Source organism: Streptomyces sp. NPDC090499, assembly GCF_044769305.1.
GTDB lineage: Bacteria > Actinomycetota > Actinomycetes > Streptomycetales > Streptomycetaceae > Streptomyces.
Window position 1 is genome coordinate 1,631,786 of sequence record NZ_JBIVXP010000001.1, and the last position, 13,904, is coordinate 1,645,689.

The window sequence follows — 13,904 nt, forward strand, 5'->3', positions numbered from 1 at the left end:
CGGGCCACGCTGGCAGGGGGGTCGGTATGCGGAACAGGCGCTTTGCGGGGGTTCTGGTGGCGGTGGCCGTCGTGCTGCTGCCGGCCGGCTGCCGGACGTCGTCGTCCGGGGCGCCGGCGGGCAGCGCCCGGTCGACGGCGAGCCCGGCGCCGGCCGGGTACGGCGCGCAGTTCCTCGCGGTCGGCGAGTGCAGTTCGTTCGGGACCGCCAGCTTCACCGAGGTGCCCTGCGCCGGTGAACGCGCGGCGGCCCGGGTGGTCGCCCGGTACGACGGCACCGTGGCCGACGGGCCGCTGTGCCCGGCCACCACCGACTTCGTGCTCCACATAGGCGCCCAGCACACGGGCGGCGGCGAGGACGGCGACGGAACGATCCCGCAGGGCTACGCCTGCATGCGCAACCTGGAGCCGCCGCACCCCGGTGACCCGGGCGGGGGCGGCGGGCCGCGCACCGTCGTCGGCGACTGCGTCTACGGGTCGGGCCACGGCCAGGTCCGCGAGACCGCCTGCGACGGCTCGGGGAAGCGGCAGCCGCAGTACCGGGTGGTCCGGGCGGTCACCTCGCGCGACGCCTGCCCGGCGTCGACCGCCCTGTACGTCCAGCTGGGCGGGGAGCGTCCGGTGGGCTGCGCCCGGCGGGTGTGAACGCTCGACGCAGCCGGCCGTCAGCCGGCCTGGCGTGACGCCGCTCCCGCTTGTCCTTCCACACCTTGCCGGCCCGTCACCACGACTCGGCCTGCCGGAACAGCGCGACCGCCGTCACGAGGAACCAGAGGCAGAACACCAGACACGCGCCCCACAGCCCCCACAGGACCCACCGGACCTCTCGTCGTACGCGCACAGGCGGTTCCGTCCCCTCTCAGCAGAGGATCCAGCCCGAGCTCACCGAGCTCCGCCCCACCGTGCCGCGCACCCATACGCAGCGGTGTCCCGCATGGACCGTGACCGGGCCCGCGCGGTGGCTGTACTCGCCCTTGTCGACGACCGGGCGGTTGCCGCGGGCCTGGACGCTGACGGACATCAGCCGCCTGCCGCCGGACTCCTTGGGGAGGGTGATCGCGCAGACGTAGCCGCCCTGCCGGTAGACGTGCACGGTGCCGCCGGCGAAGGACAGGGTCCGCACCTCGCGTCCGGCGCAGTTGGCGGCCGTCACCGCCTGGGCCTCGGCCGGTGCCACGAGCGCGAACACCCCGGAGGCGGCCAGCACGGCCACACCGAGCGCGAGCCGCCGGCGTATCGCACCACTGTCCACAGTCGTCCCCTCCCGTACCGCAGCTGCACCCCACCATGACCGTACTGATGTACGGACGCCCGACGTATGTCGGATGGTTGCACGGCGGTCCGAGAGCCGGGGTCAGCGGGTCGCGCCCACCGGCTCCCCCGGTTCCTCCTCCTCGGGCCGGCCGATGAAGGTGCGCCACAGTTCGGCGTACCGGCCGTCGCGGGCCAGCAGTTCGTCGTGGGTGCCGTCCTCGGCGACCCGGCCGTGGTCCATGACCACCACCCGGTCGGCACGGGCCGCGGTGGTCAGCCGGTGGGCGACCACGAGGGTCGTACGACGGCCCGTCAGCCGGTCGGTGGCCAGGTTGACCTGGGCCTCGGTCGCCAGGTCGAGGGCGGCCGTCGCCTCGTCGAGGAGCAGCACGTCGGGGTCGACGAGTTCCGCGCGGGCGAGGGCGATGAGCTGGCGCTGGCCCGCGGAGAGGTTGCGGCCGCGCTCGGCCACCTCGTGGAGGTAGCCGCCGTCGAGGGTGGCGATCATCTCGTGGGCGCCGACCGCGCGGGCCGCCGCCTCCACCCGGGCGTCGGTCGCGTCCGGGCGTCCGTAGGCGATGGCGTCCCGGACGGTCCCGGGGAAGAGGTACGCCTCCTGCGGGACGACCCCGAGCCGGTGCCGGTACGAGGTGAGGTCCAGGTCGCGCAGGTCCGCGCCGTCGACCGTCACCCGGCCGCCCGTCGGGTCGTAGAACCGCGCGACCAGCTTGACCAGGGTCGACTTGCCCGCGCCGGTCTCGCCGACGAAGGCGACGGTCTGCCCGGCGGGGATGGTCAGGTCGATGCCGCCCAGGGCCGCGTCACCCCCGTCGGCGGCACCGTACGCGAAGTGCACGTTCTCGAAGGCGATGTCGCCGTGGAGCGAGGTCACGTCGAGGGGCTTCGCCGCCGACTCCGTCGAGGTCGGCTCGCGCAGGAGTTCCTGGATGCGGCCGAGGGAGACGGTCGCCTGCTGGTAGCCGTCGAAGACCTGGGAGAGCTGCTGGACGGGTGCGAAGAACAGGTCGATGTAGAGCAGGTAGGCGACCAGCGCGCCGGTGGTGAGGGTGGCCGCCTCCACCCGGTGGGCGCCCGCCATCAGCACGCTCGCCGCGGCCACCGACGACAGCAGCTGGACGAACGGGAAGTAGACCGATATCAGCAACTGACCGCGGATACGGGCCTTGCAGTAGCTCTCGCTGCGTTCGGCGAAGCGGCGGCCGCTGTCCCCCTCGCGCCGGAAGGCCTGCACGATCCGCAGCCCGGACACCGACTCCTGGAGGTCGGCGTTGACCACCGACACCCGCTCCCGGGCGAGTTCGTACGCCTTCACGCTCGCCCGGCGGAAGAAGAAGGTCGCCACGATCAGCGGGGGCAGGGTGACGAAGACGACCAGCGCGAGCTGCACGTCGATCACCAGCAGGGCGACCATGATGCCGAAGAAGGTGACGACCGAGACGAACGCGGTGACCAGGCCCGTCTGGAGGAAGGTGGAGAGGGCGTCGACGTCGGTCGTCATCCGCGTCATGATCCGGCCGGTCAGCTCGCGCTCGTAGTAGTCGAGTCCGAGCCGCTGGAGCTGCGCGAAGATCTTCAGGCGGAGCGAGTAGAGGACCCGCTCGCCGGTACGGCCGGTCATCCGGGTCTCGCCGATCTGGGCCGCCCACTGGGCGAACACCGCGAACAGGCCGAGCAGTGCGGCCGCCCAGACCGCGCCGAGCGCCAGCTTGCTGACGCCCTGGTCGATGCCGTGCCGGATCAGCACCGGGAGCAGCAGGCCCACGCCGGCGTCCACGGCGACCAGCGCGAGGCTGACGAGCAGGGGCGCGCCGAAGCCGCGGAGCAGGCGGCGCAGGCCGTAGGAGTCCTCGGGGCGGACGGCGCCCGCCTCGTCGATGTCGGGGACGTCGGTCGCCGGGGGCAGCGCCTCGACCTGGGCGAGGAGTTCAGGGGTGGCGGGGGTGCCGGCGAGGGCGAGGTCGCGGGGCGTGCGGTCGCCGGTCCACAGCCGCGGGGTCACGCCGCGTTCGGCGTCGAACTCGGCGTCCAGCTCGTCCCGCACGGAGGTGTCCTCGCGCGGTTCCAGGGGCAGCGCGTGCCCCGGGGAGACCCCACCCAGCTCGTCGGGGTCGGTCAGGAGCCGGCGGTAGAGGGCGGACCGCTGCTGGAGCTCCTCGTCGGTGCCGATGTCGGCGAGCCGGCCGCCGTCGAGGACGGCGATGCGGTCGGCGAGGTTGAGGGTGGAGCGGCGGTGCGCGATGAGGAGGGTGGTGCGGCCCTGCATCACGTGGGCGAGTGCCTCGTGGATCTCGTGCTCCACGCGGGCGTCGACGGCCGAGGTGGCGTCGTCGAGGACGAGCAGGCGGGGGTCGGTGAGCAGGGCACGGGCGAGGGCGATGCGCTGGCGCTGGCCGCCGGAGAGGGTGAGGCCCTGCTCGCCGACCTTGGTGTCGTAGCCGTCGGGCAGCTCGGCGATGAACCGGTCGGCCTGGGCGGCGCGGGAGGCGGCGAGGATCTCGTCCTCGGTCGCGTCGGGACGGCCGTACGCGATGTTGCTGCGGACCGTGTCGGAGAAGAGGAACGAGTCCTCGGGGACCAGGCCGATCGCGGCCCTGAGCGAGTCGTGGGTCAGCTCGCGCACGTCGTGGCCGCCGACCAGGACGGCGCCGTGGGTGACGTCGTAGAAGCGCGGCAGGAGCAGGGAGACCGTGGACTTGCCGGAGCCGGAGGAGCCGACGACGGCGAGGGTCTCGCCCGGCCGTATCTCGAAGCTGAGCCCCTGGAGGACGGGGCGCTCGTGGTCGTACCCGAATGCGACGTCGTCGAACTCGACGGTCGCGGGTGCGTCGGCCGGGAGGGTCTTGGTGCCCTCCTTCAGTGTCGGCTCGGTGTCGATCAGTTCGAGCACCCGCTCGGTGCCGGCGCGGGCCTGCTGGCCGACGGTGAGGACCACGGCGAGCATCCGGACCGGGCCGACGAGCTGGGCGAGGTAGGAGGAGAAGGCGACGAAGGTGCCGAGGGTGATGTGACCGCGGACGGCGAGCCAGCCGCCGAGCGCCAGCATGGCGACCTGGCCGAGCGCCGGGACGGCCTGGAGGGCCGGGGTGAACCTGCTGTTCAGCCGTATCGTGCGCAGCCGCCCGGCGAAGAGCCTGCGCCCGACCTCCTTCAGCTTCCCGGTCTCCTGCTCCTCCTGCCCGAACCCCTTCACCACGCGCACGCCGCTCACCGCGCCGTCGACCACCCCGGCCACGGCGGCGGCCTGGGCCTGGGCGTACCAGGTGGCGGGGTGCAGCTTGCTGCGGCTGCGCTTGGCTATCCAGTACAGGGCCGGGGCGACGGCGAGCGCGACCAGGGTCAGCGGCGGCGACAGCCAGGCCATGATCGCGAGGGAGATCAGGAAGAGGAGGACGTTGCCGATCGTCATCGGCAGCATGAAAAGGAGCCCCTGGATGAGCTGGAGGTCGCTGGTGGCACGCCCCACCACCTGGCCCGTGGACAGCTCGTCCTGCCGCCTTCCGTCGAGCCGGGTGAGCGTGTCGTACATCTCCGTCCGCAGGTCGTGCTGGACGTCGAGGGCGAGCCGGCCGCCGTAGTAGCGGCGCACGAAGGTGGCCGCGTAGACGAGGACGGCGGCGCCGATCAGCGCACCGGCCCACGGCCCCATGGACCGGCTGTGATCACCGATCACGTCGTCGATGATCACCTTGGTGATCAGGGGTACGACGGCCAGCACCGCCATTCCGGCCAGCGATGACCCGAGCGCGAGCACGACGTCGCGGGGATGCCGCCAGGCGTACCCCGCCAGCCTGCGCGCCCAGCCGCCCTGCCGCCGTTCCCCCTGTTGCGCTGCCACGCGGGTGCCCTCCGTTCGCCCTGTTCTTCCGCAACGCCACAACACGGAACGAAGCGGATTTCATCCCTCCGCAACAAAACCGGGGGGGGCGGGGCGGAGGAGGGCTCGGCGCGGGCGCCTACGCGTGGGCGCTGATCACACCGCCGGCGCTGAGCACGATGTAGACGCCGTTGGCGTCGAGCCCGGCGTCCTGCTGGTCCGCGTCCAGCGTGCCGTCCACCGAGCCGTCGTTGCCGATGATCTGCGCGCGGTAGCGGAGCTCGCCCGCCTTCGTGACCTTGGCCGTCCAGCCGCCCGCCAGCTTGAAGGTGCCGGGTCCGGTGTGCCCGCCGCCCATCCAGGAGTGGACCTCGCCACCCAGCGTAAGCACGATGAACATGTCGTTGGCGTCGAGTCCGGCGTCCGTCCCGCCGGTCTCCATGGTGGCCAGGACCGCGCCACGGCTGACGATCTTCGCCCGGTAGTGCTCGGCACCCAGCCGGTAGATCTCGGCCTTGCTGCCGTCCGCCAGGGTCCGGGTGCGGACCGGGGCCGCCGCCTTGGCCGTGGCGGCCGGTGCGGTGGTGCGGGACGGGGCCAGCGTCCGGGTCCGCACGTCGGCCGGGCTCTTGCCGGTGCCGGTGCTGGTGCTGGTGCCGGTGCCGGTCGCTCCGGAGCGGCCTGCGGCGGTGGCGTGGGGGGCGGAGGCGGAGGCCTTCTGCTCCGGGCCCGCGGCGCCGTCCTTGCTCCCCCCGCTCTGGCAGGCGGTCAGCGAGAACGCCGCGGCGGCGGCGACGGCCACCAGGGCGGCGGAGCGGACGGTACGGCGGGCACGGCGCGTGGTCTTCATCGAAATCCCCCAGGAGTCATCAGGACGCTCTGTCCTACGCCCGGTGAGATGGCGGCCGGGCGGGGGGTTGTTCATCGGGTTCCGTCCGCATTCGGTAACAGGGAACGGCTCTCCCCGTTCGCGGAATCCCGGCGAAGGCACCAGGATGCGTGCTCAGGGGATCGTGGTGGTGCCGGCCACCGCAGGAGGTCCGCATGGCGAGGTTGCTGTCCGTCAACGTGGGAATGCCCAGGGACGTCGCCTGGCAGGGCAGGACCGTCCGCACCGGAGCCTGGAAGTCGCCGGTGCCCGGCCGCCGCATGGTGCACCGGCTGAACGTCGAGGGGGACGGCCAGGGCGACCTGGCCGGGCACGGCGGTGAGATCCGGGCCGTCCTCGTCTACCAGCTGGAGTCGTACCGGTACTGGCGCAGGCAGCTCGGCCGCGACGACCTCGCGTTCGGGATGTTCGGGGAGAACTTCACCGTCGACGGCCTGCCCGACGACGAGGTGTGCATCGGCGACCGGTACCGCATCGGCGAGGCCGAGTTCGAGGTGACCCAACCCCGCGTCACCTGCTACCGCGTCGGCATGCGCCTGGGCGAACCCGCCATGGCCTCGCTCCTGGTCGCCCACCGCCGTCCGGGCTTCTACCTGCGGGTGATCACCGAGGGCCGGGTCCGGGCCGGTGACGGGATCACCCGTACCCGCCGGGGCCCGGAGGAACTCAGCGTGGCCGACACCGACGCGCTGCTCTACCTGCCCGGCCGCGACCCCGCGAAGCTGCGCGCCGCCCTGCGCATCCCCGCCCTCAGTCCGGGATGGCAGCAGTCCTTCCGTGAACTCGCCGCCGCCGGGCAGGCCGGTCGGCCGGACGCTCCCGAGCCGGGGCCGCCGGGCTTCAGACCCATGCGGGTGGCCCGCATCGTCCCCGAGACCCCCGACGTCTCCTCGGTCCACCTCGCCACCGCCGACGGCACCCCGCCGCCCGCGGCCCGTCCCGGCCAGTACCTCTCCCTGCGCCTCGCCGTCGACGGCACCGCCCGCACCGTACGCAGCTACTCCCTGTCCTGCGCGCCCACCGCCGACGCCTACCGCATCAGCGTCAAGCACGAGCCGCACGGGAAGGTCAGCGGCTACATCCACGCCCGGCTGCGCACCGGGGACCTCGTGGACGTCGCCGGTCCGCGCGGCACGTTCGTGCTCGACGAGGGCACCGGTCCGGTCGTCCTCCTCTCGGCGGGCATCGGTGTCACACCCGTGCTCGCCATGCTGCACCGGCTGGCAGCCGTACGGGACCCACGCCCCGTCTGGTGGATCCACACCGCCCGCGACCGCGCCCACCACGCCTTCGCGGACGAGGCCCACGCCCTGCTGGCGCGTCTCCCGCACGCCCGCGAGCACATCCACTACACCTCGGGGACACCGCCGGCCGGCGACGACCGCGTCACCCGGGGCCGCCCGACCGCCGCCTCGCTCACCGCGCTGGGCGTCCCCGCCGACGCCGACGCCTACCTCTGCGGACCGACCGCGTTCATGGACGACCTCTCCGGTCACCTGCGCGAGCTCGGCCTGCGCCCCGAGCGGATCCGCACGGAACGGTTCGGCGCGCTCGGCGCCGTCAACCCCGGTGTCACCCCCACCGTCCCGGCACGCCCGCACCGGCCACCCGGCCCGCCGGGCACCGGCCCCCTGGTCACCTTCACCCGCAGCGGCATCACCACCCCCTGGTCACCCGCCCACGCCTCGCTCCTCGAACTCGCCGAGGCCTGCGACGTCCCCACCCGCTGGTCCTGCCGCACCGGCGTCTGCCACACCTGCGTGACCCCCGTGGTGACCGGCGACGTCACCTACACCACCCCGCCCCTCGAACTCCCCGAGCCCGGCACGGCGTTGATCTGCTGCTCGACACCGGCCACGGAGGTCGTCCTCGATCTCTGAGTCCAGCACCGGCAATCCGGCCGACCGGCCACGTCCGGGTGCCCGACGGTGACCGCCCGGAGGGCGGCCCAGGTGACGGTTGCCTAAAGCCCTGACCGTTCGTACAACCATTCGTGCGAATCCGTGTGTCAACGGGGGTATGACTCACAGACGAAGGAGAGGGCTGGTCGCCACCGCGCTCGGCACCGGGTTTCTGATAGCCGGTGTGGCCGCCGCCGCGCCCGCCTCGGCCGCCGCGCCCGCCGTCAGCTGCACGTCGACCAAGGCGGCGCTCGCCACGAAGCTGAAGAAGGACATCACCACGGCCATCGCGAACCGCAAGGGGACGATCGCCATCGGCCTGTACGACCGTTCGACGAAGACGACCTGCACCCTGCGCTCCACCACGCACTACGACTCGGCCAGCACGGTCAAGGTGACCGTCCTCGCCACGCTGCTGTGGGACGCGAAGAAGCACAACCGGTATCTGACCACCACCGAGCAGACGCTCGCCAAGGCCATGATCACCAAGTCGGACAACGACGCGACCACCAAGCTGTGGAAGCAGCTCGGCCTGACGAAGATCAAGGGCTTCCTGAGCGCCGCCGGGATGACGCAGACCACCCCGGGTGCCAACGGCTACTGGGGCCTGACCCAGATCGACGTCCACGACGAGCAGCGGCTGCTCGCGCTCGTCACCGCCAAGAACACCGTGCTCAGCGACAATTCGCGGGCCTACATCCTGAAGCTGATGGGGCAGGTCATCTCGTCCCAGCGGTGGGGCACTCCGTACGGCGCCCCGTCCGGTGTCGCCGTGCACGTCAAGAACGGCTGGCTGCAGCGCGCCACGCACGGCTGGCGGGTGCACAGCCTCGGCACGTTCACCGGCGGCGGCCACGACTACCAGATGACCGTGCTGACCCAGGACAACAGCACCATGAGCTACGGCATCAACACCATCCAGGCCGTCGCGAAGGTCGTCCACAAGGACCTCGCGGCCTCCTGAGGCGCGGCGGCGGTTCGCGTACCGAAGTGCGGTCCCGGCGGCCGGAAACCGACCCTTTCCTTCACGGGGCGGTCTCCACCCCGTCACCGGTTCCCCCTACGGTGACCGCCATGCGCCTGCGAACCGTACTCGCCACCGTCACCGCCGGCCTGGCGGCGGCCACCTGTCTGTCCGCCGCCGGGTCCGCCAACGCCGTCGCGCCCGCCACCGGCGCGGCCAACACCGCCTCCGCCCACGCGTGTTCGTCCTCGGTCTCCCTCGACGGCTTCTCCGACGCCCTCGACAAGACGACCTTCGGCGGGTACTTCGTCGGCAACCTCTCCGCGCTCGCCGTGGACAAGGACGGCTCCCTGGCCGCCCTCGCCGACCGGTCCTACCTCTTCGACCTGGACGCGAAGACCCTCGCGCCGAAGAAGGTCGTCGGGCTCGCCGACGAGAACGGCGCGGCGCTCGACTCCGAGGGCCTGGTCGTGGACCGGGACGGCACCCGCCTGATCACCTCCGAGACCGAGCCGTCCATCCGCCGCTACTCGGCGGACGGCAAGATCCTGGACCGCCTGCCCGTACCGTCCTCGCTGCTCGTCTCGCCGGCCGGGCGGGCCACCTCCAACCAGACCTTCGAGGGCCTGACCCTCCTCAACGGCGGCCGCACCCTGCTGGCGTCGATGGAGTACGCGATCTCCGGCGACACCGCCGGGATCGTCCGCTTCCAGACCTGGACGCGCACCAAGGGCGACCACTTCAGGCTGTCCGCCCAGTACGCCTACCACACCGACGACCCGATCCTCGGCGTCCCCGAGGTGCAGGCGCTCCCCGACGGCCGGCTCCTGGTCCTGGAGCGCGGCTTCACCGCTGGCGTCGGCAACACCGTCCGCCTCTTCCTCGCCGACCCGCGGCACGCCACGGACACCAGCGGCATCGAGAACCTCACCGGGCAGGCCGGCGTCCGCCTGGTCAGGAAGACCCTGCTGACGGACATCGCGAGCTGCCCGGCCCTCGGCGCCACGGCCAAGCAGCCGCAGCCCAACCCGCTCCTCGACAACATCGAGGGCATGGTCGTCACCGGCCGCGCCAAGGGCGCGTACAAGGTCCTCCTGGTCAGCGACGACAACCAGAACGCGGCCCAGACGACACGGTTCTACCGGCTGTCGGTCCGGGTGCACTGACCCCTGGTGGAGGGCGGCCGCACCGGCCGCCCTCTTACCGACATCTCATCCACCCACAGCCTGCGCCCAGGATCGGCACAGCCCGCGCCCATCGGCCGTCTGCATGGTGGGATGGTGACATCTGCCACCGATCCCGTCCCCCACACGCCCGTGTCCCCCGACTGGGGCCCGCCCACGGCGTCCCCCACGCCCGCCCCCGCGGCTCCCCAGCCGGACAAGGCGCCACGCTGGTCGCTCCCCGCGTTGATCGCGATCCTGGTCCTGGCGGCGGTGCTCTACTCCTGGAACCTCTCCGGTTCCGACATGAACACCTTCTACAGCGGTGCCATCTGGGCCGGTACGAAGAGCTGGAAGGCCTGGTTCTTCGGTTCGCTGGACCCCGGCAACTTCCTGACCGTCGACAAACCGCCGTTCGCGCTCATGGTCATGGGCCTGTCCTGCCGGATCTTCGGCTTCGGCACCTGGCAGATGATGGCGCCCGAGGTCGTGGTCGCGCTCGCCACGATCTGGATCCTGCACTCCACCGTGAAGCGGGTGTGGGGGCACGGGGCGGCGACCGTCGCCGCGCTGGTGCTGGCGCTGACCCCGATCACCGTCGCCATCAACCGCGACAACAACCCGGACACCATCCTCGTCTTCCTCATGGTGTCGGGCGCGGCGCTCGCGTTCCGCGCCACCCGTGACGAGAGGCTCCTCCCGCTGCTCGGCTCGGCGGCGTGCTTCGGCCTCGCCTTCAACACCAAGCTGCTCGCGGGCTGGATCGCGCTCCCGGCCGTCTTCGCGCTCTACCTCTACGCGTCGAAGGCCACCTGGGCGAAGCGCGCCGTCAACCTGGCCCTTGCAGCGGTCGTGCTGGCCGTCTCCAGCTTCTGGTGGGCGGTCGCCGTCTCCCTGGTCCCGGCCTCCGACCGGCCGTACATCGGCGGCTCCACGGACGGTTCCGCCTGGGACCTGATCATGGGGTACGACGGTCTCGGCCGCGTCTTCGGCGGCGAGGGCAACGGCGGGGGCGGAGGCGGCGGAGGCGGCGGCTTCTCCGGCTCCGCGGGCCTCGGCCGGATGTTCAACGACATCCTCGGCGGCCAGATCTCCTGGCTGCTCCCCTTCGCGGGCATCGCACTCGTCGGCGGCCTGGTGCTGTGCGGCCGCGCCCCGCGCACCGACCTGAGGCGGATGGCGCTGGTCCTGTGGGGCGGCTGGACCCTGCTGCACTACGTGATCTTCGCGACCGCGCAGGGCACCATGCACCCGTACTACACGACCGCGCTCGCCCCCGGCATCGCGGTGCTGTGCGGCGGCGGTGGCGTGATGCTGCTGCAGGCGTTCCGCACCGACAAGCGGTGGGTCTGGGTCCTCCCGGCCGCCTTCGGCGTCACCGGCATCTGGGCGATCGTGCTGCTGCGCCGCGCCTCCGGCTGGAACACCTGGCTGTGGCCGGCGATCGGCGTGCTGACCGTGGCCGGCATCGTGGGCATGATCCTCTTCCGGTCCGGGAACAAGGCCCGGCTGCTGGCGGCCTCCCTGGCGGCGGCCGTGATCGCGGCACTCGCGGGTCCGACGGCGTACGCGGCGACCCTGCCGTTCGGCAGCGGCAGCGGCGGCGGCATGCGCGGCGGCACGAACCCGACCGCGGGCCCCTCGACGGGCAGCGGCTTCGGCGGCGGGCCGGGCGGTGGCGGCGGCAACCGGGGCGGCTTCCCGGGCGGCGGCGAGATGCCGGGCGGCACCCAGCAGGGCGGCCAGGGCGGGCAGAACGCCGAGGCCGGCGGCGGCTTCCCGGGCGGCGCGAACGGCGAGGCGCCGGGCGGCGGTTCGGGCGGCGGCTTCCCCGGTGGCGGCAACGGTCAGACGACGCCCGGCGGCGGCACCGGCGAACTGCCGAGCGGCGGCTTCGGCGGCGGCGAGGCGCCCGGCGGCACGGGTACCGGTACCGGCGACGGTGAGCGCGGCGGGCTCGGCACCGGCCGTGCGGGCGGCGGCGGCTTCGGCGGGGGCGGCATGGGCGGCAGCGTGAGCAGCGACCTGATCGCCTACCTCAAGAAGCACATGGACGGCGCCACCTGGCTGCTGGCCGTCTCCAACTCGCAGTCCGCGTCGCAGATCGAGCTGAGCTCGAACGAGCCCGTCATCTCGATGTGGGGCTTCACCGGATCCGACAACGCGATGACCGTCGCCAAGCTGAAGGAACTGGTGAAGGCGGGCAAGCTGCACTACATCCAGGTCGGCAGCGGCGGCATGGGCATGGGCGGCAACAACACCCTCAGCTCGCAGGTGACCGCCTGGGTGGAGAAGAACGGCACGGCGGTGAAGGAGAGCGAGTACAGCAAGAGCACGACGAGCAGCTCCGGTTCGAGCTCCGGCTCCTCGTCCTCCTCGTCCTCTTCCTCGTCCTCCACCTCGCAGAGCACCACCTCCACGCTCTACCGGCTGGACCCGTCGGACGTCAGCTGACGCACCGGCAGTACCGAGGCCCCCGACCGCATGGTCGGGGGCCTCTTTTTACGTCCCGTTCACCTACACGTCCTCATGTTCATGTCACCCTCCTCTTGCCGCCTCGTCAACCCGCGTAGATGGGAAACTCTTTATGCTGGCGACACACATCCGGCGCTGGAAGTCGGTGGCCCTGACGACCGCCGCCGTCCTGGTGGGCCTCACCGCCCCCGCGCTCACGGCGACCCCGGCCGCCGCCACGACCACCGCGTACGACTCGACGTACTACAAGAACGCGATCGGCAAGACGGGGACGAGCCTCAAGTCGTCCCTGCACACGATCATCAGCGCGAACGTCACCAAGCTGTCGTACTCGGCCCTGTGGGACGCCCTGAAGAAGACCGACCAGGACCCGAACAACAGCAGCAACGTGATCCTGCTGTACTCGGGCATCTCGCGCAGCAAGTCCCTCAACGGCGGGGACAGCGGCGACTGGAACCGCGAGCACGTGTGGGCGATCTCGCACGGCGACCTCACCACGTCCACCGGCCCCGGCACGGATCTGCACCACATCCGCCCCGAGGACGTGGCGGTCAACGGCAAGCGCGGCAACCTCGACTTCGACGAGGGCGGCTCGACCTTCACCAACAGCGGCGGCAGCAAGGTCGACTCGGACTCCTTCGAGCCGCGCGACGCGGTCAAGGGCGACGTGGCCCGCATGATCCTCTACATGGCCGTCCGCTACGAGGGCGACGACGGGTTCGCGAACCTGGAGCCCGACGACAAGGTCGGCAACGGCTCGAACCCGTACATCGGCAAGCTGTCCGTCCTCAAGCAGTGGAACGACGAGGACCCGCCGGACTCCTTCGAGGAGAACCGCAACGACGTCATCTACAGCACCTACCAGCACAACCGGAACCCGTTCATCGACCACCCGGAGTGGGTCGACGCGATCTGGTAGGCGCCGTCGGGGCCAGTCCTACTACTTCCCCCACAGAGGTGAAGTCGATCTTGAACTCGGGCGTGTCCCGGTGATCGCGCCCGAGCATGGGGAGGCCCCCGGCAGTCACGCCGGGGGCCTCCCAACTCCCTTTTCCGGAGAGTCCCGTGAAGCTGCGCACCTGGTCCCTCGCCGCCGCCCTCGCCCTGACCGCACTCGTCGTCCCCGCCCAGAGCGCCTCCGCGCACGCGGCCGCCGCCCCGTCCTGTCCCGACGGCTCGGTCTGCTTCTGGAGCGGCGAGGGCTTCGGCGGCGACTACTGGGAGTGGACGGCCCGCAGCGGCTACCGCGACATGCCGCCGGGCCTCCACGACAACGTCGGCTCCTTCGTCGCCTCCACCCGCGCCTGCTTCGTCAACTGGTCCCCGACCGAGAAGCGCGACGTCTTCAACGGCGACTGGCGCTCCCAGTACCGCGGCGACTTCGGGGGGCGGATCGACGGGGTGGGGGCGGGGGCCTGCTAGTC

Annotated in this window: 10 protein-coding genes; 7 read left to right on the top strand and 3 right to left on the bottom strand. The window is 72.2% G+C overall.

Annotation, left to right across the window (positions count from 1 at the left end; all coding sequences use genetic code 11):
• Positions 1-26 precede the first annotated feature (26 nt).
• On the top strand, positions 27-644 hold the full coding sequence (locus ACIQVL_RS07550) for a hypothetical protein (RefSeq protein WP_403474687.1): 618 nt from the start codon (positions 27-29) through the stop codon (positions 642-644).
• A 214-nt stretch (positions 645-858) separates the two neighbouring features.
• Here ACIQVL_RS07550 and ACIQVL_RS07555 read toward each other — a convergent pair whose 3' ends face one another.
• The 3 genes from ACIQVL_RS07555 to ACIQVL_RS07565 all read right to left on the bottom strand — a co-directional run bounded on the left by ACIQVL_RS07555 (position 859) and on the right by ACIQVL_RS07565 (position 5,938).
• Positions 859-1,251: a hypothetical protein gene (locus ACIQVL_RS07555; RefSeq protein ID WP_403427302.1), complete on the bottom strand. Its 393-nt coding sequence runs from the start codon at positions 1,249-1,251 to the stop codon at positions 859-861.
• Positions 1,252-1,353: 102 nt separating this feature from the next.
• The gene (locus ACIQVL_RS07560) at positions 1,354-5,109 is read right to left on the bottom strand and encodes an ABC transporter ATP-binding protein (protein ID WP_403474688.1); all 3,756 of its coding nucleotides are present in this window, start codon (positions 5,107-5,109) and stop codon (positions 1,354-1,356) included.
• Between the two features lie 118 nt (positions 5,110-5,227).
• Positions 5,228-5,938 (bottom strand): hypothetical protein, encoded by a 711-nt coding sequence (locus ACIQVL_RS07565; RefSeq protein WP_403474689.1) that lies wholly within the window; start codon positions 5,936-5,938, stop codon positions 5,228-5,230.
• A 194-nt stretch (positions 5,939-6,132) separates the two neighbouring features.
• Between ACIQVL_RS07565 and ACIQVL_RS07570 the strand changes: the two genes are divergently transcribed.
• The 6 genes from ACIQVL_RS07570 (at position 6,133) to ACIQVL_RS07595 (ending at position 13,902) form a co-directional block, all read left to right on the top strand.
• On the top strand, positions 6,133-7,857 hold the full coding sequence (locus ACIQVL_RS07570) for an MOSC domain-containing protein (protein ID WP_403474690.1): 1,725 nt from the start codon (positions 6,133-6,135) through the stop codon (positions 7,855-7,857).
• Between the two features lie 139 nt (positions 7,858-7,996).
• Positions 7,997-8,842 (top strand): serine hydrolase, encoded by an 846-nt coding sequence (locus ACIQVL_RS07575; protein ID WP_403474691.1) that lies wholly within the window; start codon positions 7,997-7,999, stop codon positions 8,840-8,842.
• Positions 8,843-8,952: 110 nt separating this feature from the next.
• Entirely contained in the window at positions 8,953-10,008 is a 1,056-nt protein-coding gene (locus ACIQVL_RS07580; RefSeq protein WP_403474692.1) for an esterase-like activity of phytase family protein, read from the top strand.
• Positions 10,009-10,122: 114 nt separating this feature from the next.
• The gene (locus ACIQVL_RS07585) at positions 10,123-12,459 is read left to right on the top strand and encodes an ArnT family glycosyltransferase (RefSeq protein ID WP_403474803.1); all 2,337 of its coding nucleotides are present in this window, start codon (positions 10,123-10,125) and stop codon (positions 12,457-12,459) included.
• 133 nt (positions 12,460-12,592) lie between these two features.
• Positions 12,593-13,399 carry an endonuclease I family protein gene (locus ACIQVL_RS07590; RefSeq protein WP_403474693.1) on the top strand — a complete coding sequence of 269 codons (807 nt, stop codon included), beginning with the start codon at positions 12,593-12,595 and terminating at the stop codon, positions 13,397-13,399.
• A gap of 146 nt (positions 13,400-13,545) precedes the next feature.
• Positions 13,546-13,902, top strand: a complete 357-nt coding sequence (locus tag ACIQVL_RS07595; RefSeq protein ID WP_352091980.1) for a peptidase inhibitor family I36 protein — start codon at positions 13,546-13,548, stop codon at positions 13,900-13,902.
• Positions 13,903-13,904 lie beyond the last annotated feature (2 nt).

What these genes read in the sequence shown, in the direction of transcription:
- ACIQVL_RS07590 (WP_403474693.1), top strand. Translation starts at nt 12,593, where the DNA reads ATGCTGGCGACACACATCCGGCGCTGGAAGTCGGTGGCCCTGACGACC.
- ACIQVL_RS07575 (WP_403474691.1), top strand. Translation starts at nt 7,997, where the DNA reads ATGACTCACAGACGAAGGAGAGGGCTGGTCGCCACCGCGCTCGGCACC.
- ACIQVL_RS07550 (WP_403474687.1), top strand. Translation starts at nt 27, where the DNA reads ATGCGGAACAGGCGCTTTGCGGGGGTTCTGGTGGCGGTGGCCGTCGTG.
- ACIQVL_RS07565 (WP_403474689.1), bottom strand. Translation starts at nt 5,938, where the DNA reads ATGAAGACCACGCGCCGTGCCCGCCGTACCGTCCGCTCCGCCGCCCTG.
- ACIQVL_RS07580 (WP_403474692.1), top strand. Translation starts at nt 8,953, where the DNA reads ATGCGCCTGCGAACCGTACTCGCCACCGTCACCGCCGGCCTGGCGGCG.
- ACIQVL_RS07570 (WP_403474690.1), top strand. Translation starts at nt 6,133, where the DNA reads ATGGCGAGGTTGCTGTCCGTCAACGTGGGAATGCCCAGGGACGTCGCC.